Origin of the sequence: Alcanivorax sp. DSM 26293 (assembly GCF_900107995.1) — a bacterium.
Classification (GTDB): domain Bacteria; phylum Pseudomonadota; class Gammaproteobacteria; order Pseudomonadales; family Alcanivoracaceae; genus Alcanivorax.
In genome coordinates, this window is record NZ_FNUM01000001.1 from 248,757 (window position 1) to 272,099 (window position 23,343).

General features: G+C 60.5%; 20 protein-coding genes. 4 read left to right on the forward strand and 16 right to left on the reverse strand.

The annotated features are described in order from the left end of the window. The 7 genes from lepB to rpoE form a co-directional block, all read right to left on the reverse strand. On the reverse strand, window positions 1-792 hold the full coding sequence (gene lepB / locus C4S63_RS01050) for a signal peptidase I (protein WP_103916442.1): 792 nt from the start codon (window positions 790-792) through the stop codon (window positions 1-3). Further along, on the reverse strand, window positions 792-2,591 hold the full coding sequence (gene lepA, locus C4S63_RS01055; protein ID WP_062816400.1) for a translation elongation factor 4: 1,800 nt from the start codon (window positions 2,589-2,591) through the stop codon (window positions 792-794). Before lepA ends, lepB begins: the two co-directional genes overlap by 1 nt. A 271-nt stretch (window positions 2,592-2,862) precedes the next feature. Beyond that, complete coding sequence (locus tag C4S63_RS01060; protein WP_103916443.1) at window positions 2,863-4,311, reverse strand: DegQ family serine endoprotease; 1,449 nt, start codon at window positions 4,309-4,311, stop codon at window positions 2,863-2,865. A 12-nt stretch (window positions 4,312-4,323) separates the two neighbouring features. Next, entirely contained in the window at window positions 4,324-4,800 is a 477-nt protein-coding gene (locus tag C4S63_RS01065; protein WP_103916444.1) for a SoxR reducing system RseC family protein, read from the reverse strand. Beyond that, window positions 4,800-5,765, reverse strand: coding sequence for a MucB/RseB C-terminal domain-containing protein (locus C4S63_RS01070; protein ID WP_103916445.1), 966 nt, complete (start codon window positions 5,763-5,765; stop codon window positions 4,800-4,802). Before C4S63_RS01070 ends, C4S63_RS01065 begins: the two co-directional genes overlap by 1 nt. Before the next feature lie 3 nt (window positions 5,766-5,768). Next, window positions 5,769-6,335 (reverse strand): sigma-E factor negative regulatory protein, encoded by a 567-nt coding sequence (locus C4S63_RS01075; RefSeq protein ID WP_063508147.1) that lies wholly within the window; start codon window positions 6,333-6,335, stop codon window positions 5,769-5,771. A gap of 4 nt (window positions 6,336-6,339) precedes the next feature. Next, window positions 6,340-6,924: an RNA polymerase sigma factor RpoE gene (rpoE, locus tag C4S63_RS01080; protein ID WP_062816396.1), complete on the reverse strand. Its 585-nt coding sequence runs from the start codon at window positions 6,922-6,924 to the stop codon at window positions 6,340-6,342. A 208-nt stretch (window positions 6,925-7,132) separates the two neighbouring features. Here rpoE and nadB point away from each other — a divergent pair, with 208 nt between their 5' ends. Beyond that, entirely contained in the window at window positions 7,133-8,749 is a 1,617-nt protein-coding gene (gene nadB, locus C4S63_RS01085; RefSeq protein ID WP_103916446.1) for an L-aspartate oxidase, read from the forward strand. A 154-nt stretch (window positions 8,750-8,903) separates the two neighbouring features. Here the strand turns inward: nadB and C4S63_RS01090 are convergent, their stop codons facing one another. Continuing rightward, complete coding sequence (locus tag C4S63_RS01090; RefSeq protein ID WP_234999900.1) at window positions 8,904-9,299, reverse strand: hypothetical protein; 396 nt, start codon at window positions 9,297-9,299, stop codon at window positions 8,904-8,906. After that, window positions 9,265-9,522 (reverse strand): succinate dehydrogenase assembly factor 2, encoded by a 258-nt coding sequence (locus C4S63_RS01095; RefSeq protein ID WP_063508145.1) that lies wholly within the window; start codon window positions 9,520-9,522, stop codon window positions 9,265-9,267. Before C4S63_RS01095 ends, C4S63_RS01090 begins: the two co-directional genes overlap by 35 nt. A gap of 214 nt (window positions 9,523-9,736) precedes the next feature. On the opposite strand from C4S63_RS01095, the gene C4S63_RS01100 reads away from it, so the two are divergent. Beyond that, window positions 9,737-10,675, forward strand: coding sequence for a folate-binding protein YgfZ (locus C4S63_RS01100; protein ID WP_103916447.1), 939 nt, complete (start codon window positions 9,737-9,739; stop codon window positions 10,673-10,675). Window positions 10,676-11,311: 636 nt separating this feature from the next. Here C4S63_RS01100 and C4S63_RS01105 read toward each other — a convergent pair. The 7 genes from C4S63_RS01105 to recJ form a co-directional block, all read right to left on the reverse strand. Next, window positions 11,312-12,421, reverse strand: a complete 1,110-nt coding sequence (locus C4S63_RS01105) for an enoyl-CoA hydratase/isomerase family protein (protein ID WP_234999901.1) — start codon at window positions 12,419-12,421, stop codon at window positions 11,312-11,314. A gap of 167 nt (window positions 12,422-12,588) precedes the next feature. Then, window positions 12,589-13,281 (reverse strand): uracil-DNA glycosylase, encoded by a 693-nt coding sequence (gene ung / locus C4S63_RS01110; protein ID WP_103916448.1) that lies wholly within the window; start codon window positions 13,279-13,281, stop codon window positions 12,589-12,591. Then, window positions 13,274-13,942 (reverse strand): TetR/AcrR family transcriptional regulator, encoded by a 669-nt coding sequence (locus C4S63_RS01115; RefSeq protein WP_062816390.1) that lies wholly within the window; start codon window positions 13,940-13,942, stop codon window positions 13,274-13,276. Before C4S63_RS01115 ends, ung begins: the two co-directional genes overlap by 8 nt. Before the next feature lie 112 nt (window positions 13,943-14,054). Continuing rightward, entirely contained in the window at window positions 14,055-15,557 is a 1,503-nt protein-coding gene (gene lysS / locus C4S63_RS01120) for a lysine--tRNA ligase (protein ID WP_062816389.1), read from the reverse strand. A 96-nt stretch (window positions 15,558-15,653) separates the two neighbouring features. Next, a protein-coding gene (prfB, locus tag C4S63_RS01125; RefSeq protein WP_103916449.1) for a peptide chain release factor 2 occupies window positions 15,654-16,770 on the reverse strand; the annotation gives its coding sequence in 2 pieces (ribosomal slippage) (window positions 15,654-16,697 and window positions 16,699-16,770; 1,116 coding nt in all). 349 nt (window positions 16,771-17,119) lie between these two features. Then, a complete protein-coding gene (locus C4S63_RS01130) occupies window positions 17,120-17,404 on the reverse strand; it encodes a hypothetical protein (protein ID WP_062816388.1) in 285 nt (94 codons plus the stop codon). 337 nt (window positions 17,405-17,741) lie between these two features. Continuing rightward, window positions 17,742-19,466, reverse strand: a complete 1,725-nt coding sequence (gene recJ / locus C4S63_RS01135; RefSeq protein ID WP_103916450.1) for a single-stranded-DNA-specific exonuclease RecJ — start codon at window positions 19,464-19,466, stop codon at window positions 17,742-17,744. 439 nt (window positions 19,467-19,905) lie between these two features. Between recJ and fadB the strand changes: the two genes are divergently transcribed. Together fadB and fadA are read left to right on the forward strand one after the other, a co-directional pair. Then, entirely contained in the window at window positions 19,906-22,053 is a 2,148-nt protein-coding gene (gene fadB / locus C4S63_RS01140; protein ID WP_062816386.1) for a fatty acid oxidation complex subunit alpha FadB, read from the forward strand. Between the two features lie 26 nt (window positions 22,054-22,079). Continuing rightward, window positions 22,080-23,255, forward strand: a complete 1,176-nt coding sequence (fadA, locus tag C4S63_RS01145) for an acetyl-CoA C-acyltransferase FadA (protein WP_063509695.1) — start codon at window positions 22,080-22,082, stop codon at window positions 23,253-23,255. Window positions 23,256-23,343: the final 88 nt, after the last annotated feature.

The window sequence follows — 23,343 nt, forward strand, 5'->3', positions numbered from 1 at the left end:
TTAATTCGCCTCCACCTTGTCTATGGCGCCATTACGGGAAAAACTGGGTATGGAGAAGATCGGTTCCCAATGCATCCAGATCAGGAACGCTTCGCCGACCACCAGCTCTTCCGGGACTATACCCCAGAATCGGCTGTCGTTACTGTTATCCCGGTTGTCGCCCATCACAAAGTAGGCGTCTTCCGGCACCTGCCATTCGCCCTGGGTGCGGCTTTGCGGCAGTTTGCGGCCGGTAAAGGGGTTGATCTTGCCTTCTTGCCAGATGAGGTGACGGCTGTCCCCCAGCTGTTCCACATACTCACGCCGCCAGGCCCCGGAGCCTTCCCACTCGCGCACCAACTCGCGCTGAATCGGCTCGCCGTTCACTGTGACCACATTGTCTTTCACCTGAACGGTATCGCCGGGCAACCCGACCACCCGCTTGATAAAGTTCTGGCTGCGGTTTTCCGGAAACTTGAACACCAGGACATCGCCTCGCCGGGGCTCACCGGTCTCGACAATTTTGGTATTGGTCACCGGCAACCGCAGGCCATAGGCGAATTTATTCACCAGGATGAAGTCGTGTACCTGCAGGGTGGGCAGCATGGAACCGGAGGGGATGGTAAACGGCTCGACAATGAAGGAGCGAATGACCAGTACCACAAAGAAAACGGAGATAAGGGAATTGGAGGTCTCCACGGCGCCTTCCACGCGCCCGCCCTTCTGCTTGAGCTTGAAGACCTTGTCGATAACCCAGATCGCAACGGTGACCAGCAGCGCAAGGGACAGCCAAAAACCGATATCAATATCCATCAATCATCCACCTTGAGTACCGCAAGGAACGCTTCCTGGGGAATTTCCACATTGCCCACCTGCTTCATGCGCTTCTTGCCTTCTTTCTGTTTCTGCAACAGTTTTTTCTTGCGTGATACGTCACCGCCATAACACTTGGCGGTCACATTCTTGCGCAATGCCTTGACGGTCTGACGGGCAATGATCTTGCTGCCGATGGCGGCCTGGATGGCCACATCGAACATCTGGCGCGGCACCAGTTCCTTCATCTTTTCGCACAGGGCGCGGCCCCGGTAGGCGGACTGGTCCAGATGACAAATCATGGCCAGGGCGTCCACCTTGTCACCATTGATCAGGACATCCACCCGCACCAGCTTGGTGGCTTCGAAGCGCTCGAAGGCATAATCCATGGAGGCAAAGCCCCGGCTCACGGACTTGATGCGATCGAAGAAATCCAGCACCACTTCCGCCATGGGAATGTCGTAGGTCAGCGCTACCTGCTTACCCAGGTACTGCATGTTGATCTGCGAGCCCCGGCGCTCCACACACAGGGTGATCACATTCCCCACAAACTCCTGGGGCACCAGGATATTCACCCGGGCGATGGGCTCGCGGAATTCCTCGATTTTGTTGCCTTCCGGCAGCTTTGAGGGGTTGTCCACGTACAGCACGCTTTCATCGGACAGGACAATTTCATAGACCACGGTGGGCGCGGTAGTGATCAGGTCCAGATCATACTCACGCTCCAGGCGCTCCTGGATGATTTCCATGTGCAGCATGCCCAGGAAGCCCACCCGGAAGCCGAAGCCCAGGGCATCGGAGGTTTCCGGCTCGTAGAACAACGAGGCGTCATTCAGGGTCAGCTTGGCCAGGGCATCGCGGAAATCTTCGTAATCATCCGCACTCACCGGGAACATGCCCGCATACACCTGCGGTTTCACTTTCTTGAAGCCCGGCAGTGCCGGCACATCCGGGGTCTTGGCCAGGGTCAGGGTATCGCCCACCGGCGCCCCATGAATGTCCTTGATGCTGCCACTCACCCAGCCCACTTCCCCGGCTTCCAGGTGCTTGGTCTCGGTGCGTTTCGGGGTGAAGATGCCCAGCTGGTCCACCACGTGGGTCTGGCCGGTGGATTTCACCAGAATCTTGTCGCCCTTCTTCAGGCGGCCATGCTTCATCCGTACCAGGGAAATCACGCCCAGGTAGTTATCGAACCAGGAGTCGATGATCAGTGCCTGCATATCGCCATCACGCTCCCCTTCCGGGGCCGGAATACGCTCCACCAGCTGTTCCAGCAGATCATCCACACCAACGCCGGTCTTGGCGGACACCCGGCAGGCATCATGGGCATCCAGACCGATGATCTCTTCGATCTCGTTGATCACCATCTCCGGCTCGGCCTGGGGCAGATCGATCTTGTTCAAGACCGGCAGCACTTCCAGATCCTGTTCGATGGCGGTATAGCAGTTGGCCACGGACTGGGCTTCCACGCCCTGCGCCGCATCCACGACCAGCAGGGCCCCTTCACAGGCCGACAGGGAGCGGGAGACCTCGTAGGAGAAATCCACATGCCCCGGAGTATCAATGAAATTCAGCTGGTAGGTTTCCCCATCCCGGGCCTTGTAGTAGAGCGTCACGCTCTGGGCCTTGATGGTGATCCCCCGCTCCCGTTCCAGCTCCATGGAGTCCAGCACCTGCTCCTTCAGCTCGCGCTGGGTCAGGCCACCGCAGACCTGGATAAAACGGTCCGCCAGGGTGGATTTGCCATGGTCGATATGGGCGATGATGGAAAAGTTACGAATATTCTTGATGTCAGTCATAGGGCCTGTTGCACAAAAGGGTGTTGCCGGGAAAACGGCACGCAGTGGGGCGCGATTCTAGCCTGAACGGGAGGGGGTTGCACGGGCGTTGGTCCAGACGGGTGGCAGAGACAAGTTCCAGGCGCCCCGGGATGCTGTCAGGCTTGAGTTGCGAGGCGCGAGTCACGAGAAGCGAAAGGCACACGGCCGGTTCTGCTGTTCGTTACTCGCTCCTCGTGACTCGCGACGGATTCAGCGCCAGCAAGCCCCCCGCTCCATCCCAAACCGCCCCTCAGGGCAGCTTGATGGGCAGGAAGCGGGGGTTGCCGTCCCGGTTGATCAGGGCGGCGACTGTGCCGCTATCGGGCAGCCCCGCCACCACCTCACTGAAGGACTCCGGGTCATTCACGGGCTTGTTGTTCAGGGTGACCAGAATGTCGCCGCTGGCAATACCGGCCTTCGCTGCCGGGCCATCACCCACTTCGGTGACGATCACCCCGGCTTTCAGATCCAGGCGGCTCAGTTCCGTGGCACTGGCAGCGCGGACTTTCAGCCCCAGGGCATTGGCGCCGTCTGGTGCGGCCTGGCCGCCACTACCACGCAGGGCCATCTCCGGGTCGTCTGGCAACAGGCCGATGGTCACCTCCAGTTCCTTTTCCTTGCCATCACGAATCACCACCATGGACGCTTCCGTTTCCGGGGTAACTCGGCCCACCCAGCGGGGCAATTCGGAGGACCGATAGATCGCTTCGCCATTGAAAGAGACGATGATATCGCCGGCCTGTACACCGGCCGCCTCGGCGGGAGAGCCCTCCAGCACCTGGGAGACCAGCGCCCCTTTCGGCTGATCCAGCCCGAAGGACTCGGCCAGGTCCCGATCCACTTCCTGAATCAGCACACCCAGCCAGCCGCGGCTGACCTTGCCGTGCTCCTTGATCTGGCTGACCACGTCCATGGCCATATCGATGGGAATGGCAAAGCTCACGCCCATGTAGCCACCGGAACGGCTGAAGATCTGGGAATTGATGCCCACCACTTCCCCGCTCAGGTTGAACAGCGGGCCACCGCTGTTGCCCGGGTTGATGGCCACATCTGTCTGGATAAAGGGCACATAGCTGTCGTTGGGCAGGCTGCGGCCCTTGGCACTGACAATTCCGGCGGTGACGCTACTGTCGAAACCGAAAGGTGCCCCGATGGCCAGCACCCATTCACCCACCTTGAGATCCTCGGAGGAGCCGATGTTGGCCACCGGCAGGTCTTCGCCATCCAGTTTCAGCAGAGCCAGGTCACTCTGCTCGTCGGCACCGATCAGTTCCGCTTTCAGTTCGCGACGGTCCTGCAGGCGCACAATGATTTCGTCCGCCTCGGCCACCACATGATTGTTGGTCAATACATAGCCATCCGCGGAGATGATGAACCCGGAACCCAGCGAACGGGCCTCCCGTTCCTGCGGCATTGAGGGCACGCCGTCTTCACCGCCAAACTGCTCAAAAAAACGACGAAAGAATTCCGGCAGCTGCTCCAGCTGGTCACGGACCGAGTCTTCATCCTGGCGGGTGATGGTGCTGATGTTCACCACCGCCGGGCCCTCTTTTTCCACCAGGCGGGTAAAATCCGGCAGTCCGGTCACCAGGGGTTCAGCCCGCTCCCGGGGCGCCTGGCTCTCCGGCTCGGTGCAGGCCACCAGCAGACCGGTGAAAATCACCAGACACAGTGTTGCCACTCGCTGAAATCCGCTCATTGGGCTCTCCTTTTATTTTGCAGGCTGTACGACCACCGCCTGGCAACCGTCGTCCCCGGATGCCACCAGATACGGCTGATAGGCCCGATTATGACTGGCCCGTCGACTCAGTACACGGTTGATCACAAACCCCAGCACCAGACCGCCCATGCCAAACAGGGCCGAGGCGTCAAAGGCCGTCACTGGCAGCAGGGTCCCCAGCACGGCTCCGGCCACCAACAGTGCCAGAGGCAGGCCATAGACCCACAGGGCGCCACGCATGAGGGCCCCTTCCGGCAGTGCCAGTTGCACGGTATCGCCAACCTGGTGACTCTCACGAGAAGAAACAGGAACGCGCAGATGGGCACGCTGCCCACTCTGCTGTTGATTCACAAGATGGTGGCCGCATCCGGCCTTGGCCTTGCAAGCACCGCAGGTGGAGGCACGCACGGTCTCCACCCAGATAGCGTCAGCTTCCACCGCCACTACTGTGCCTTGCTCAAGCAGCATTACGGCTGATTTTCCCTGACGCTGATGCCCTCGATGACGCGCAGCGCCGTACTCTGCGGCACTTCACCCACCAGAGTCACCAGATAGACACCGCTGGGGGCGGCCAGCCGGCGGCTGACGGCCACCGTGGGCCCGACCCGGCTGACGCCTTCTTCCACGCTGTTCTCGCCAATGGCTTCCACGAACACCGTGAAGGCGGCCAGACCATCGCTGAAGCCCCGGGCAGCCACCGGCGCACGGTCTGTGGTCGCCTGTCGCCAGTCCTGCTCCATGGCACGGAAACCGGCGGGCAACCACTCCGGGGTCACCGTCAATGTGAGGGAGGGATGGGAATCCGGCACCGGCGCCAGGGCTTTTTCATGGCGGGCTTCCGGGACTGCGAAGTGGTCCAGGCCCAGCTGCGGCGACAGGTTGAGGGTGACAAACTCCACCCGCTCCAGAGCCACACCGCTGCCATCCACCACTTCGGATTTCAGCAGCAGTCGGGATTCCTGATCCAGCCACAGGCGATAACCATAACGGTGGGTATCCAGGGGAGCCACACGCATACGCGTTGTCGTGCGTCCGGCTACCCGGCCATCGCCATCAATGAGGATGTTGTATTGTTCCGGCAAATCACTGGCCAGGCGGTCGCCCAGGGCCAGGGGGCCCATCTGTTTGCTGCTCAGACGGGTAAGACTGCGGTCCGGGTGCAGACAGAGCACCTCGTAACCACGTCGGATTACCTCCACCAGGCGACCATCCAGATGGGTCAGACGCTGGTACTGGCGGCCATCGATCAGCGCGTGGCTGACTTCCATGGTGCTGATTTCCGCACCGAACTGATAGAGGAAACGGCCGGTATAATTGAGGGAGCGATTGGCCTCGGCCATGGCCTGGAGCTGGTCGTGCGCCGGCGATGCTTCCGCCAGCGCAACCAGAGGCGAACAAAGAGACAGGGAAAGGGCGAGTGCGCGCAGCATCATCCGTTAGCGGGCTCCACTGCGGGCATCCATACTCACCAGACGGGCAAAAGGCATCATCCCCTGACCGCTGTTGCGGGCAGCAAACTCACTGTGCCGCAGGAGCATATCGTTACCGCGGGGCTGAACCTGGGCCGCCGGCGTGACCACCGCATTGTTGGCGGTGAAAGACCGGGATACCAGCGACGCCTCGGCAAACGGGCGGCTCATGCGGCTGTCCTGGGCCGACGCCATCACCGGCGCAGCACCGGAAGACTGGGTCGCATCCCAGCTCTGCCAGCCCACCACCGTGGCAGCAGCCACAGAGGCGGCAACAGCCAGCCGGCTCACACTGCCCAACCAGGCCGGACGACGGGACGGCGCCTGCTCAGCCGCCAGCGCCGCAGACAGGCTGGCATTGAAGCCCGCCGGCACACTCATGGTGGACTGCTTATGCATCACATCCCGGGCCAGCTGCCAGCGGGACAATGCATCCAGATCCGCATTGTCGATATCACGCATGACCCGACGGGTTTCCAGCTCGCTGGTTTCCCCGTCAAGGAAAGCGGACAGTGTTTCCAGGTCCCTGTTCATACACTCACCCTTTGTCGCCACGCTGGGAGCCCAGCAGTGGGCGCACAGCATTATCAATTGCTTCCCGAGCCCGGAAGATACGGGAACGAACCGTACCCACCGGACACTCCATTACCGCCGCAATGTCCTCATAGCTGAGGCCCTCGAATTCCCGCAGGGTAACGGCAGTTTTCAGTTCATGGGGCAGCTCATCAATGGCTTCATGGATAACTGCCTCTAACTCCTGTGACAACACGAGGGACTCCGGGGTTCCAATCTCGTGCAGCATTTCTGCTCCGGCATATTGCTCGGCCTCGGCCGCATCCAGGTCGGAACCCGGCGGACGCCGACCAGCGGCCACCAAATGGTTCTTGGCGGTATTCACGGCAATACGATAAAGCCAGGTGTAAAAGGCACTGTCACCCCGGAAACGGGGCAACGCACGCCAGGCTTTGAGAAAGGCTTCCTGGGCCACGTCCTGCACTTCATCCGAGTCACGCACGTAACGGCTGATCAGGGCGAAAATACGCTGCTGATATTTGCGTACCAGCACTTCAAAGGCACGCTGATCGCCGGTTTTGGCTTTCTTGACCAACTCTTCGTCTGACACCGATCCCCCGGATCTTTCGCGAAACGCGGATACATGGCTGTGGTCGCATCGGAACCCGGGTTGCCGAGGTGAATGGGCAAATCGGGTCTATGACCAATTAAAGCGGGCCATTGTAGCAGGTGTGAGGGTCCCGGCTATACTATGGGGCTGTTTTGCCTACCCATTTCACATTGCTTGAACATTTGTTCGGGCGTTCTAAGGATTGTTCATGGCCACCTTCCGACACGATGTACTCATCATTGGTTCCGGAGCGGCAGGATTAACCACCGCCCTGCGCCTGCCCGATGATTGCCGGATCGCCCTGTTGTCCAAAGGCGAGCTGACCAGCGCCAGCACCTATTACGCCCAGGGCGGCGTCGCCGCGGTGCTGGACCAGGAAGATTCCCTGGAAAGTCACGTGGCCGATACGCACGTGGCCGGGGGTGGCCTGTGCCATGATGACGCGGTCCGTTACACGGTGGAAAACGGCCCGGATGCGATCCGCTGGCTGATCGATCTGGGGGTGGATTTCACCCGACTGACCGGCGATAACGACAGCGCCCTGCCCTACCACCTGACCCGTGAGGGCGGGCACAGCCACCGCCGCATCATTCATGCCGCCGACGCCACCGGCAAGGCCATCTCCGGCACCCTGATCGGCCAGGTGCGTAAAAAAGACAACGTGACCCGCTTCGAATATCGGGTGGCCGTGGACCTGATCCTGCAGGAGCACAACGGCCCCAACGGGCAAAAAGGCAAAGAAAAGCGCTGCTGCGGCGCCTATGTGCACAATATCGAGACCGGCGAAACCGACGTCATTCTGGCCAGAGCCGTGGTGCTGGCCACCGGCGGCGCCTCCAAGGTCTACCTGTATACGTCCAATCCGGATGTGGCCACCGGCGACGGCATCGCCATGGCCTGGCGGGCCGGCTGCCGGGTGGCCAACATGGAATTCATGCAGTTCCACCCCACCTGCCTGTACCACCCCAAGGCCAAAAGTTTTCTGGTCACCGAGGCCATTCGCGGCGAAGGTGGGCACCTGCTGTTGCCCAGCGGTGAGCGCTTCATGCATCGCTTTGATGAACGCGGAGAACTGGCCCCCCGGGACGTGGTGGCCCGCGCCATCGACCATGAAATGAAGCGCCTGGGGGCGGACTGTCTGTATCTGGATATCAGCCACAAGCCGGCGGATTTCATTATCGAGCACTTCCCCACCGTCTACGCCAAGTGTCTGCAACTGGGCCTGGATATCACCCGTGACCCCATGCCGGTGGTGCCCGCCGCCCACTACACCTGCGGCGGCGTTATGATCAACGAAAACGGCCAGACCGATGTGCCCGGTCTTTACGCCATCGGCGAAACCAGCTTCACCGGCCTGCACGGCGCCAACCGCATGGCCAGCAACTCCCTGCTGGAGTGTCTGGTCTATGGCAAGGCCTCAGCCGAACATATCGGCGCCACCCTGGCCGACGTGCCGGAACCCCGCGAGCACAAGGAATGGGATGAATCCCAGGTCACCGATTCCGACGAGGACGTGGTGATCAGCCATAACTGGGATGAACTGCGCCGCTTCATGTGGGATTACGTGGGTATCGTGCGCACGGAAAAACGCCTGGAGCGGGCCCTGCACCGGGCCGAGCTGCTGAGAAACGAAATCGCCGAGTATTACAGCAACTATCACATCAGCAACGACCTGCTGGAGCTGCGCAACCTGGTGGTGATCGCCGAACTCATCATCCGCTCCGCCATGCAACGCAAGGAAAGTCGGGGGCTGCATTTCATGCGCGATTATCCCGGCACGAATGACGAGGTGGTGGATACGGTGTTGACACCGCCAATCAGTTGACAGTTGATAGTGGACAGTTGACAGCTAAAACCCGCGATTGAGGTTTCCTGTTTCAGAACGCAAGAGGCCGCGCCCACCGTTTTGGCGCGGTCTCTTGCGTTTCAAATTTCACTCATTCCGTATCGCGCCGCTGTCAACTGTCCACTATCAACTGTCAACTATGTTTCCTGTTCGTCCACAGCCACTGATAAAAGGGCTGCAGCTGCGCCCGGGGGGCCTGGTCGTCGAACAGGTGCAACCAGCCTTTCGGGGTCTGGATGGCCATCCAGGGGCCGACGCGCAGTACCCGGCGAGGTTGTTCCAGTTCCTGCCAGTGACGGCCGATGAGGGTGAGACCCTGTTCGTGGAGTTCCATCTGGGACAGCTGCGGCGGCTGCCAGCCCCGCACAAGCAGCGGTAACGCCAGCAATAGCAGCACCAGCGCCCACCAGGGCATTTGCGTCAGCAGGATTGCCGGCACCACCCCAATCACCGCCAGCCACTTCAGCCGGGCGGGATAGCGGGACGGGGTCAGCTCAAGCTTTTTTCGCGGAGACCAGGGCAAGGACATGGCGTACATACTCGCGCAGCGCCGGGTCTTGCGGCTCACTGCGATAGGTAAACCACTCGAACATGTCGGCATCTTCGCAGGCGAGCAGCTTGGCGAACCAGGCCTGATGCTCCGCCGAGTCGTTATCGAAATGATCATCCAGGTAACCGTACAGCACCACCTCCACTTCCGAGGCGCCGCGGCGGCACTGCCAACGATACTTGCGTTTCAGGTCTTCACTCATGCATTGCTTGCCGTATCTTCCAGACTGAGCCTGCATTATCTATCATGTCCGATGATTTCTCATTCCCGATGTGGTGAAGTGCGAGCCTCATTTCGAATGGTGTGCTGTTAACGGGTTGTTGGGGCCTTGCTGGCAAGGCTCCTACGATCTTCAACATTGCGACTATATGCACCATTATTCGCCCCTTCGCGACAGTCCGTTTCACAGGAGCCCCATGAGCTGGTCCGATTTTATCGCCACCCAAGACCTGACCGACAGCGCCCAAGCCCCCTATCTGAGCCATTGCGACCACCTTGCCGTCATCCGCGCCCACGGCGAGGAAGCGGGCCACTATTTGCAGGGCCAGGTGTCCTGCGACCTGCGTGAAGTGGACCAACAGTGCCACCGCACCGGTATGCACCTGACTCTGAAAGGACGCGGCCTGGTCAGCGTACGCATTGTCCGTGACGGCGACGACTATCTGCTGCTCTGTCCTGCCGGCCTGAGCGAGGCGGTGATCAAGGCACTGATGAAATACCGGCTTCGCGCCAAGGTGGAATTCACCGTGGACCCGAATCTCGTGGTGTTGGGTCTGGCCGGTCATCTCCCCGCCTCGGTCCCTGATCACGGCAACAGCGCCGAGACCGATCAGGGCCTGTGGCTGCGTTACCCCTTCACCGACCACGCCCTGCTGATCGTGCCGCAGGACAACGCCGAGCCGGTCTGGCAGACCCTGGCCAGCGACCGGGCGCTTACCCGCGCCAATGGCTGGCAGCTGGCCGACATCGACGCCGGTGAGGGCATGGTTTACCCGGGCTCGGAAGATCTGTTTCTGCCCCAGGTGCTCAATTACGACGTCACCGCCGGAGTGAACTTCAAGAAGGGCTGCTACACCGGCCAGGAAGTCGTCGCCCGCATGCACTTCAAGGGCAAGCTCAAGCAGCGTATGCAGCGGATCGACTACACCGCGGACGTGGACCTGTTGCCGGGCGAAACCCTGCGCGACAGCAACGGCAAAGCCGCCGGCGAAGTGGTCAGCGCTGCCCGCACCCCACAGGGCCGTGCTGCGTTGGTGGTTCTGCGTCGGGATACGGATGGCGTGCTGTTCCGGGATGAACAGGCCCTGGACAGCCAGTTGGGAGCACTGCCCTACTCATTGCCGTGGAAAGAGTGAGAATTCAGTTAAAAGTTAACAGCGACGCGGGCTCGCATCGTTGCGGCTTTCAAACGTAAGAGGCCGCGCCCAGGCATTGGGCGCGGCCTTTTACGTTGTTAAGCAGGAAATCGGGCATGGCGGTAGGGTGTACTGAGCCTACGAACTGCACCATCAAACGCCGGCTCGGTGCAGTTCGCCTTAGGCTCAGTGCACCCTACGAAAACCTGAATCGGCGGTTGCCGCCCTCTCCGTAGGAGCGTCGCTGGCGGCGCAATCACCAGGTATCGACAAGGCCGATGCAGGAGTTCCGATTGAGGGACGAATCCGAGCCTTGGCGAGGAAAAAGGCGATGTGGATGTCACATGGCCACTCTGGAGAGCCCGATTGCTCTGCTGCTCCGGACCGAATCAGGGGTAGATCGGCGGATGATTTCCACGCTGACGCGTGGTTCGTCCCTCAAGCGGAACTCCTACAGTGGCTTCGTCATAAACATGCGGGCATGACTCTAGTGATCGCGCCGCCAGCGACGCTCCTACGGAGAGCCCCCCCTTACGCAAAAAGCCGTGCCCAAACATTGGACGCGGCCTCTTGCGGGGCAAAACCGGAAACCCCGTTTCGCGCGCTGTTAACTGTTCACTATTAACTGTTAACTGATCAATCCAGCTCTGCCAGCGGGTGCTTCGGCGCCGGGCACCGGAAGAAGCCCTCAATATACGACCGGGGTACATCGTTGACGCTGCGGTGGCGGAAGGCCGGTTTGCCATCCTTGTCGATCAACAGGGCGCGCACCCCTTCGCGGAAGTCGCCGTGCAGGGAACACTGCACTGCCAGACACCATTCCATGCGGAAAATATCGGCCAGGGACAGATAGGTGGACCGGGCCAGCTGCTCCCAGACCAGGTGTGCGGTTTGCGGGCAGCCCCGCTCCAGGTTACCCAGCGCCTTGTCCAGCCAGCTGTCGCGATCCTTCGCGGCGAGCAACTGCTCCACCACCACTGGCAAGGTCTCGCCATCGCACAGGCGATTGATCTGCGGCAGGTGATCAATCAGTGGATGATTCAGCTCACTCATGTCAGCGGCCTGCTGCTTGAACAGACGATACAGCACGGCCCGGTTGTCGGTGACATCATCGGCAAATGCCTGCTCTGCCAACGCCGCCAGCAGGGACTCTGCATCGCCATCCACCATGCGGTCGGCCATGCCGATTTCCACCGCTTCACGACCGTTGATGTGCACGCCGGTCAAGCCCAGGAACAACCCGGCCCGGCCCGGCAGCCGGTTCAGGAACCAGCTGCCGCCCACATCCGGGAACAGACCGATGGTGATTTCCGGCATGGCCATGCGTGAGCGCGATGTCACCAGGCGGAAATCCGCGCCCTGCAGCAGCCCCATGCCGCCCCCCATGACGATGCCATCACCGAACACCACCACCGGAATCCGGCTGGTGTGGATGCGGTAATCCAGGGCGTATTCCTCGGCGAAATACTGCTCGGTAAAGGGGTTTCTGCCTTCCCCGGCATGTTTCACCATGGACTTGTGCATCTGCACGATGTCACCGCCGGCACAGAAGGCCTTGCCTCCGGCCCCATCCAGCCAGATCGCTACCACATCATCACGCTGCTCCCACTGATCCATCTGCTGGCTCAGGGCCTGGATCATTTCCAGGCTCAGGGCATTGAGCGCCTTGGGGGCATTCAGGGTAGCGCGGGCGATCACTCGACCGCAGCGGGTTTCGATTTCGGAAAACAACACGCAGTCAGACACGAAAACTCCATAAAGCAGTGAATAGTTAATAGTGAACAGTTAACAGCGCGCGGGCTAGCGTCGCTGATGTTCACAGCCAAGAGGCCGCGCCAACATTCTGGGCGCGGCCTCTTGGGCTGAGAAACAACAGAATCTCTCGCGAGCTATTCACTGTTAACTGTTCACTATTAACTGATCGTCCAGTCGATGGCCGTCTTGCCCTGCTGCAACAAGTACTGATTGGCACGGGAAAAATGGCCGCAGCCGAGGAAGCCCCGGTGGGCGGATAGCGGCGACGGGTGCGGGGCCGTGAGCACGCAGTGTTTATTGCGGTCGATCAGCTTGCCCTTCTTCTGGGCATGACTGCCCCAGAGCAGAAACACCAGCCCCTCACGCTCACGATTCAGATGCTCGATGGCCTGGTCGGTAAACTGCTCCCAGCCCTGCTTCTGGTGGGAGGCAGCCTGGCCGGCTTCCACGGTAAGCACCGCATTGAGCAGCAGCACGCCCTGCTCTGCCCAATGGGTCAGGTTGCCATGGGACGGTATCTCGATTCCCAGATCCCGATGGATTTCCTTGTAGATATTGACCAGCGACGGCGGGGTTTTGACCCCACGCTGCACGGAAAAACACAGGCCATGGGCCTGGTTCGGGCCGTGGTAAGGATCCTGCCCCAGGATCACCACCTTCACCTTGTCGAAGGGGGTCAGGTTGAAGGCGTTGAAGATATCCGGGCCGGGCGGGAACACGGTTTTTCCGGCCCGCTTTTCGCTCGCCAGGAAAGCCCGCAGCCGGACCATGTAATCCTGTTCGAACTCTCCGGCCAGATGCTGCTTCCAGCCGGGCTCCAGCTGCACGTTCTGGGCACTGCTCTCAGCCATGGGGCAACAACTTGTCCAGCAAGTTACACATGCGCACCTCAACGAAGCTCTGTTCGATCTTCTCCGGGTGCACCAGCAGGCGCTGCTCGATGGAGATCATGGCCATGAGAATCAACTCCGCATCCAGGCGGGGGTGCTCACTGCCGAACAGTTCCGTGGCGATGATCAGGCTCTCCAGCTGCTGCTGCAGGTACAGGTCCGCCAGCTCACGCAGGCGGCTGTCCATGATGGCTTCCTGCATGAACGCCTGCTCGGCCACCAGATGGCCACGCCGCGTGTTCAGCTCGTCCACAATGAAGGCCGCCATCATCTTGCCCATCATGTCGATCAGACGCTGGCGCTCATCGGCATCGGCAAGACTGTCACGGGAAAATTGGGATAACAGCGCAAAGGCCTGCTGCTTGAACGGTTCAATCACTTCCTTTAATGCCCGCTCGGCAAACAGGGTAAAGGTATCGGCAATCAGGTCGGAGATATCTTTGAAGTAGTAAGTGGTTGCCGACAGGGGCACATCCGCCTCACGGGCGACCGCCCGGTGGCGCACTGCGCGAATGCCCTCTTTGACAATAATGTTCAGCGCGGCCTCAAGAATCGCCTGACGACGTTGTTCACTGCCGGCACGGCGCGCTTTTCTTCCTTGGTATTGAATTGCACTACTCATGGACACAGTCAGCCTTTGTTGTTTCAGCCCGTTACCCCCCGGGGGGATGTGTTGTGTCGCTCTCCCACTCGCTACCCGCAAGCCGGGGCACAAAATGTGCCCCAATCAAGCCTCAGCGCCCCTGGGGACGCATGTGCGGGAACAAGATCACGTCCCGAATGGACGGTGAATCCGTAAACAACATTACCAGTCGGTCGATACCAATACCCTCACCGGCTGTCGGCGGCAGGCCATGTTCCAGAGCGGTCACGTAATCCTCGTCGTAGAACATGGCTTCGTCATCACCGGCATCCTTTTCCGCCACCTGCTGGCGGAAACGCTCGGCCTGATCTTCCGCGTCATTGAGCTCCGAGAAACCGTTGGCGATTTCACGGCCACCCACAAAGAATTCGAAACGCTCGGTCACAAACGGATTGTCATCCATGCGACGGGCCAGCGGCGACACCTCGGTGGGGTATTCGGTGATAAAGGTCGGGTCCTTCAGGCGGTGCTCCACCGTCTTCTCGAAGATCTCGATCTGCACCTTGCCCAGGCCATAGCTGTCTTTCAGTGGAATCCCCAGTGACTCGGCAATGGCGCGGGCCCCATCCAGGTCCGCCAGCTTCGCCGGGTCTATTTCAGGATTAAAATGCAAAATCGAATCGAAAACCGTTATCCGGGTAAAAGGTTTACCAAAATCGTACACATCCCCCTGATAACTCACCTCCGTGGTGCCCAGTACATCCTGGGCCAGCTTGCGCAGCATCTCTTCGGTCAGGTTCATCAGGTCGTGGTAATCACCAAAGGCCTGGTAGAACTCCAGCATGGTGAATTCCGGGTTGTGCCGGGTGGAAAGCCCTTCGTTACGGAAGTTGCGGTTGATTTCGAACACCTTCTCGAAACCACCCACCACCAGGCGCTTCAGGTACAGTTCCGGCGCGATGCGCAGGTACATGTCCATATCCAGGCTGTTGTGGTGAGTAATGAAGGGCCGCGCAGTGGCGCCACCGGGGATCACCTGCAGCATGGGGGTTTCCGCTTCCACGAAGCCTTTTTCCACCAGGAAGTTGCGGATTCCCGCCACCATTTTCGAGCGGATCTGGAAGGCCTTGCGGGTCTCTTCGTTGACGATCAGGTCCACGTAACGCTGGCGGTAACGGGCTTCCGTATCAGTGAGGCCCTTGTGCTTTTCCGGCAGCGGACGCAACGCCTTGGTCAGCAGCAGGTACTCATCCATCATCACATACAGGTCACCCTTGCCCGATTTGCACAGGGTGCCTTTCACACCAACGATATCGCCCAGGTCCCAATGTTTGGTGTCTTTCTGCACGTCCTTGGAGGCATAAATCTGGATGCGCCCGGACATGTCCTGCAGCACCTTGAACGCCTTGCGATCAAGCATCATGCGGCCAGCAACAGCGACCTGAATATTCTTCTCTGCCAGCTCTTCCTTGCTGAACTCGCCATACTGCGCCTGCAGGTCGGCAGCCAGGAAGTCGCGACGGAAGTGATTGGGGAACGCATTGCCCGCCTCACGGAGTTCGGCCAGTTTGGCCCGGCGCTCGGCGATCAGGCGATTCTCTTCATGCGCCCCTTCCTGAGAATCGATCTGTGTCTGCTGCTCGTCGTTGGACATTGGGGTACCTTGATTTCTTTAATGCCATTGCAGTGGCATTTTTTGCTCATTAAACCACTGAGAGTCAGGTAACTGCCTACCCTCACCAGTCAGTTTTTACAATCCAGCCTTCAGCGACGCTTCAATAAACGGGTCCAGCGCGCCGTCCAGTACCTGCTGGGTGTTGTGGCTTTCCACGCCCGTACGCAGGTCCTTGATGCGACCGTCATCCAGCACGTAGGAACGGATCTGGCTGCCCCAGCCGATGTCCGACTTGTTGCTTTCCTGGGCCTGCTTTTCCGCATTGCGGCGCTGCATTTCCACTTCATAGACCTTGGCCTGCATCATTTTCAGGGCCTGGTCCTTGTTCTGGTGCTGGCTGCGCCCGCTCTGACACTGGGTTACCAGGGTGTGCTTCTCGCCACCCTCGTCGGTGTATTCATAGGTCAAGCGCACCGCGGAATCGGTCCGGTTAACGTGCTGCCCCCCGGCACCGGAGGCCCGGTAGGTGTCCACCCGCATGCTGCCCACATCGATATTCACGTCGATATCGTCGTCCACTTCCGGGGACACGAACACCGAGCTGAATGAGGTATGGCGACGACCGCCGGAATCGAACGGGCTCTTGCGCACCAGCCGGTGCACGCCGGTTTCGGTGCGCAGCCAGCCATAGGCGTACTCGCCTTCAAAACGGATGGTGGCCGACTTGATACCGGCCACATCGCCGGCGGACGCTTCCACCAGCTCGGTCTTGAAACCGTGGGCCTCGCCCCAGCGCAGGTACATGCGCAGCAGCATCTCTCCCCAGTCCTGGGCTTCGGTACCTCCGGACCCGGCCTGGATATCCAGGTAGGCGTTACAGGCATCCATCTGGCCGGAGAACATGCGACGGAACTCCAGATCCGCCACCATCTTCTCCAGCCGGTCCAGCTCGCTTTCCACTTCCGGCAGGCTGTCTTCGTCGCCCTCTTCCACCACCAGCTCCAGCAGCCCGGAGGTGTCTTCCACCCCCTGGGAGGCCTCATTGATGGTGTTGACGACCAGCTCCAGCTGGGCCCGTTCCTTGCCCAGCCCCCGGGCATAGTCCGGATCGCTCCAGACATCCGGGCTTTCGAGCTCGCGCTCGACTTCGGTCAGACGTTCACTCTTCTGATCATAGTCAAAGATACCCCCTAAGCGCTTCGACACGCTCAGACAGGTCGGAAAGATGGGTTCGCAGCGGATTGACTTCCATTACGTCTCTCTAGAATTAGTGCTTGGCAGAATGGATACGTGGAAAACAGCGCAGTCTAACGGTTTGCGGGTTGGCTGACGAGGGGCGGCACCGCCCGCTTCACCGCAAGAGCGCGGCCCGCACGTTTATAACGAAGCCGCTGTAGGAGTTCCTCTTGAGGGACGAACCACGCGTCAGCGTGGAAATCGCCCGCAGAGTCTGCCCCGGATTCGGTTCGGAGCAGCAGAGCAACCGGGGTCTCCAGAATGATCAGGTGACACCCGCATCGCCTGTTTCCTCGCCAGGGCTCGGATTCGTCCCTCAAGAGGAACTCCTACAGCGGCTTTGTCGATGTCCCGGGCGCGCTATGTCAGTCTCTCAGTTCGTAGACGTGGTAGGCATCCGGCTTCATTTGATTGATGGTGGTGCCGATATAACGGGCATTATTGGGAATGCCGGACCCGGTGTTGAACACCTTGAAGGTACGCACTTCTTTGGGGGTGTCGATCACGGTGTCCGCGTCCACTTCCACCCACATGAAAATAATGGCTTCCTGGGGGATATAATCCACCCGCAGAACCTTGCCTTCTTCGGGCAGGCGCAACTCCTGCACCTCGTTCACCACCTTCAGGCGGTGCTTGTGTATGGTCTTCATCTTCGTCCCCTCCGTTAAGGACACAACACAGCGGTGGACGATAGCCACCCCGCGCAGTCAATGCCGGCACGGCCTTTTGGGCCGTACCCCAGTAAAAAAGGCGCCCGATGGTGAGCGCGAAGCGCAATGCTAGCAAAAACCGGCACCGCCGACAGCATTGTCGACAATTTTGCGGGGCGACAGGGTGTGCCAGATCAATCCCCACCCGTTGGAGCCTTGCTCGCAAGGCGAAATGCGAGCCCAGGCTAGCCTTCGACCCTTTCGCCTTGCGAGCAAGGCTCCAACGGTGAATCGGGTAGTTTGGGTAGCCCGGATAGCTCCGGGGAGGTTGGCAGCGTTACAGCGGAATCAGATGCTCGAACAGCAGCTGCGGGTTGCGCTGGCCGCGGAATTCGTTGACTTCCAGACGGTAGACGCCGCGCACCCGGGCGATACGGCTGGGCAAGGCCTCCACCGGCACATTGAAGTGGATGGCATCGATGATGCCGTTGACGCCGGGCAGGCCCAGGGTCAGCTTCAGGTGGCGCTCGCCGACAATACGGTGCTTGAGCACCTCAAATTCTCCATCGAAGCACGGCGCCGGAAAACCCTGTCCCCAGGGGAAGCGGTGGCTGAGCAGTTCCGCGTTGCTGAGGGACAGCTCGTGGTCATCCAGCTCGCCGTCGGTCTCCACCACTTTTTCCAGGGCCCTGGGGGACAACAGCTCACTGACCGCCTTCTCGAAGGCCACCTTGAACTGATCCAGTTTGTCCCGCTCCAGGGACAGCCCCGCCGCCATGGCGTGGCCACCGAACTTGCTCAGCAGTCCCGGGTTAGCAGTGGCCACCGCATCCAGGGCATCGCGCAGGTGCAAGCCGGGAATGGAACGGCCGGAGCCTTTCAGGGTGCCGGGCTGCTGGGCCGGCGCAAAGGCGATCACCGGGCGGTGAATGATTTCCTTCACCCGTGAGGCAAGAATCCCCACCACCCCTTCGTGCCACTCCTTGCCGTACAGACACATCCCTGCCGGCAGGTTCTCCGGGTTCAGCCGCGACACCTCGACCATGGCCGCGTCACGCATGCCGTGCTCGATGGAGCGGCGCTCGCGGTTGATGGTGTCCAGCTCCTGGGCCATATCCAGCGCCTCCGCCTCGGTCTCTGCCAGCAGACAGGCAATGCCATGGGTCATATCCGACAGGCGTCCCGCCGCATTCAGCCTCGGGCCCACCGCAAACCCCATGTCCGCCGCCAGCGCCCGGCTCGGATCGCGCCCGGCCACCTGCAACAGGGCCCGGATACCCGGGCAGCCCTTGCCGGCGCGGATACGACGCAGGCCCTGCTCCACCAGCACCCGGTTGGCGTCGTCCAGGGACACCACATCCGCCACGGTCCCCAGGGCCACCAGATCCAGCAAATCGGTGATCGGCTGCGTGGGGGTGAAACCCTGATCGCGCAGGGCCCGCTGCAGGTCCATCAATAAATAGAAGGCCACGCCCACCCCGGCCAGGTTGGCGGCGGGGAAATCCTCGCAGCCCGGCAGGCGCGGGTTCACCAGGGCATCCGCGTCCGGCAGGGTATCGCCGGGCAGGTGATGATCGGTGATCAGCACCTTGATGCCCCGGGCCCGGGCGGCGGCCACGCCGTCCACGCTGGCGATGCCGTTATCCACGGTGATAATCAGGTCCGGCTGGTACTGCTGCTGGGCCAGCTCAACGATGGCCGGCGACAGGCCGTAGCCGTATTCGAAGCGGTCCGGCACCAGGAAATCCGGGCGCGGGAAGCCCAGCAACTCAAGGCCTCGCACCATCAGGGTGGTGGCGGTGGCACCATCCGCGTCGTAGTCGCCGACAATACAGATACGCCAGTGGTCGGATCGCCCTTGTAACAGCAGCTCCACGGCCCCACGCAATCCTGTGAAGGCAGACGGATGGGGCAAACGCTTGAGCGCCAACTCCAGCTGCGCCGGGTCGTCCACGCCCCGCCCCGCCAGAATCCGCGCCAGCAAGGGCGGCACATCCGGCCAGTCCGGCGTGTGCTGCGGTCGGCGGGTGATGTTGGGCAGGCTGAGCTTGTCTACGGGCATTAATGGGCTCGGTAAAGAATCACGCCACCGTTGGAGCCTTGCTTGCAAGGCGAAGGGTTTCAAGCTGGCCATATGCCAGAGGATATCTCTTCGCCTTGCAAGCAAGGCTCCAACGGAAATGTTGGGAGGGGCAGTCTGCCATGGTTGCCGCAATACGGCACTAACCGCCACGCCTATCAGCACTATCACAGGGAGCAAGTGATGAAATTTTCACCAACCGCAGCAGCCCCGGAGGGCCCACGACCAATTAGTCACAAATTGGGGCTAAAAAAGTCATTCACCTTCCCTATACTTGCGGGCCTACAAGTTTCGTTGTTTATGTAAGCAAACACTCACATGAATGCTTATATGAAGGACGCCGCCTCCCCCATTTTCGGGGGCCGGGCAATACCAAAGCGGCCTGATTCGCCGCGTACTTTGGGACTGGAGAGCAGAAGCTATGATCTATCAAGGCAACGCCGTAAGCGTACAACTGCTTGACGACGGCATCGCCGAACTGAAGTTTGACCTTCAGGGCGAGTCCGTTAACAAGTTCAATAAGGAAACCGTGGAAGACCTCGGCAAGGCTGTCGATGCCATTAAAGGCAACAACGACATCAAAGGCCTGGTCGTGACCTCCGGCAAGTCGGTTTTCATCGTTGGCGCCGACATCACCGAATTCACTGACATGTTCAAACTGCCGGAAGACGAAATTGCCGGCTGGTGTCTGAAATCCAACCAGGTCTTCAACGCCTTTGAAGATCTGGATATCCCCAAAGTGGTTGCCGTTAACGGCATCGCCCTGGGTGGCGGCCTGGAAATGTGCCTGGCCGCAGACTTCCGCGTACTGAGCGAAAAAGCCCAGGTGGGACTGCCGGAAGTGAAGCTGGGCCTGTTCCCGGGCTTCGGCGGCACCGTGCGTCTGCCCCGTGTGATCGGCGTGGACAACGCCGTTGAGTGGATCGCCGCCGGCGGCCAGCACAAGGCTGACAAGGCCCTGAAAGTGGGTGTTGCCGATGCCGTGGTTGCCCACGACAAGGTTAACGACGCTGCCATCGACCTGGTCAAGCAGTGCCTGGCCGGCAAGATCGACTTCCGCGCCAAGCGTCAGGAAAAGCTCGAGCCCCTGAAGCTGCCGCCCATGGAAAACATGATGGCCTTCCAGACCTGCATGGCCATGGTCCAGGGTCAGGCTGGCAAGAACTACCCCGCTCCCGTGGCGGCCGTCAAAGCCATGCAGGCCCACGCAGGCATGACCCGCGACAAAGCGCTGGAAGTGGAAGCCAAAGGCTTCGCCAAAGTCGCCAAGACCCCGCAAGCCACCGCCATGGTCGGCCTGTTCCTGGCTGACCAGCAGGTGAAGAAGGTCAACGGCAAAACCGCCAAGTCCGCCAAGGGCTTTGAGCAGGCCGCCGTACTGGGCGCCGGCATCATGGGTGGCGGTATTGCCTTCCAGTCCGCCCTCAAAGGCACCCCCATCATCATGAAGGACATCGCCGACAAGGCGCTGGACCTGGGCATGAACGAAGCCTCCAAGCTGCTCGCCAAGCGCGTCAGCAAAGGCAAACTGGATGCGGCCGGCATGGGCAAAGTGCTGTCCAACATCCGCCCCACCCTGAACTATGGCGACTTCGGCAACGTTGGCGTGATCGTGGAAGCGGTGGTCGAGAACCAGAAGATCAAGCAGTCCGTTCTGGCCGAGACCGAAGAGAAAGTGGAAGACGGCACCATCCTGGCGTCCAACACCTCCACCATCTCCATCACCAAGCTGGCCGAAGCCCTGAAGAAGCCGGAAAACTTTGCCGGCATGCACTTCTTCAACCCGGTACACATGATGCCGCTGGTGGAAGTGATCCGTGGCGAGAAGACCTCCGACGAAACCGTCGGCACCCTGGTGGCCTACGCCCAGAAAATGGGCAAAACCCCCATCGTGGTCAACGACTGCCCCGGCTTCCTGGTTAACCGCGTACTGTTCCCCTACTTCGGCGGCTTCGGCATGCTGATGCGCGACGGTGCCGATTTCCAGGCCGTGGATAAAGTGATGCAGAAGTTCGGCTGGCCCATGGGCCCCGCCTACCTGATGGACGTGGTCGGCATCGACACCGGTGTTCACGCCGCCCAGGTTATGGCCGACGGCTTCCCCGAGCGTATGCAGTACGACTTCAAAGACGTCTCCACCGTGATGTTCGAAAACGAGCGTTATGGCCAGAAGAACGGTGTGGGTTTCTACAAGTACGAGCAGGACAAGAAAGGCAAGACGCAGAAAGTGGTCGACGAAAAGACCTACGAACTGATCAAGCCCCACGTCGCCGACACCCAGGAATTCGATGCGGACGAAATCATCGCCCGCATGATGATTCCCATGTGCACCGAAACCGTTCGCTGCCTGGAAGACAACATTGTAGGTTCCGCTGCCGAGGCCGATATGGCCATGATCTACGGCATCGGCTTCCCTCCCTTCCGTGGTGGTCCGCTGCGCTACATCGACAGCCTCGGCGTGAAAGAATTCGTCGCGCTGTGTGACAAGTACGCGCACCTGGGTGGCATCTACGAAGCCCCGCAGATGCTCAAAGACATGGCCGCCAAGGGCGAGTCTTTCTTCGCCTAAGCCACGGACTGACAGGAGTTATAGAAATGAGCTTGAATCCCAATGACGTAGTTATCGTCGATGCGGTCCGTACTCCCATGGGCAAGAGCCGTAATGGCCAGTTCCGTCACGTGCGTGCCGAAAAACTGTCTTCCCTGCTGGTGGAAGCGCTCATGGAGCGTAACCCCAACTGGGACATCCAGCAGACCGAAGACGTGATCTGGGGCTGTGTGAACCAGACCAAAGAACAGGGCATGAACATCGCCCGTAACATCGCCATGCTGGCCGGCCTGCCGCGCACCAGCGCCGCGCAAACCGTGAACCGTCTGTGTGGCTCTTCCATGCAGGCCCTGCACTCCGCCGCCCAGGCCATCCAGACCGGCAACGGTGACGTGTTCGTCATCGGTGGTGTGGAGCACATGGGTCACGTGGCCATGGATCACGGTGTGGACATCAACCCGGAGATCTCCAAGGTCACCGCCAAGGCCTCCAACATGATGGGCCTGACCGCGGAAATGCTGGGCAAGATGCACGGCATCAGCCGTGAGCAGCAGGACGAGTTCGGTGTGCGCTCCCACCGCCTGGCCTGGGAAGCCACCCAGGAAGGTCGCTGGAAGAACGAGATCGTTCCCATCGAAGGTCACGACCAGGACGGTAACAAGGTCCTGTGCGAGATCGACGAAGTGATCCGCCCCGGCGCCAGCATCGAAGACATGCAGAAACTGCGTCCGGTATTTGACCCGGCCAACGGGACTGTCACTGCTGGCACCTCCTCTGCCCTGTCCGACGGTGCCTCCGCCATGCTGGTCATGAGCGCCGCCAAGGCCGAAGAAATGGGCCTCAAGCCCCGCGCCAAGATCGTCTCCATGGCCGTTGCCGGCTGCGACGCCGCCATCATGGGTTACGGTCCCGTACCGGCCACCCAGAAGGCACTGGCTCGTGCAGGCCTGACCATCGACGACATCGACTACGTGGAGCTGAACGAAGCGTTCGCCGCCCAGTCCCTGCCCGTCATGAAAGACCTGAAGCTGCTGGACGTGGCCGACCAGAAAGTGAACCTGAACGGCGGCGCCATCGCCCTGGGTCACCCGCTGGGCTGCTCCGGTGCCCGTATCACCGGCACCCTGCTGAACGTACTGGAATGGAAAGGCGGCAAGCTTGGCCTGGCCACCATGTGTATCGGCCTGGGTCAGGGTATCGCTACTGTGATCGAGCGGGTATAACGCTTGATACCCGAAGCCTGACGCCGGACGCGCTCCGGTGTTCAGGCCCGGAGCCAATTTCCGGGCTCGCCTCACAAGGGCGGGATTG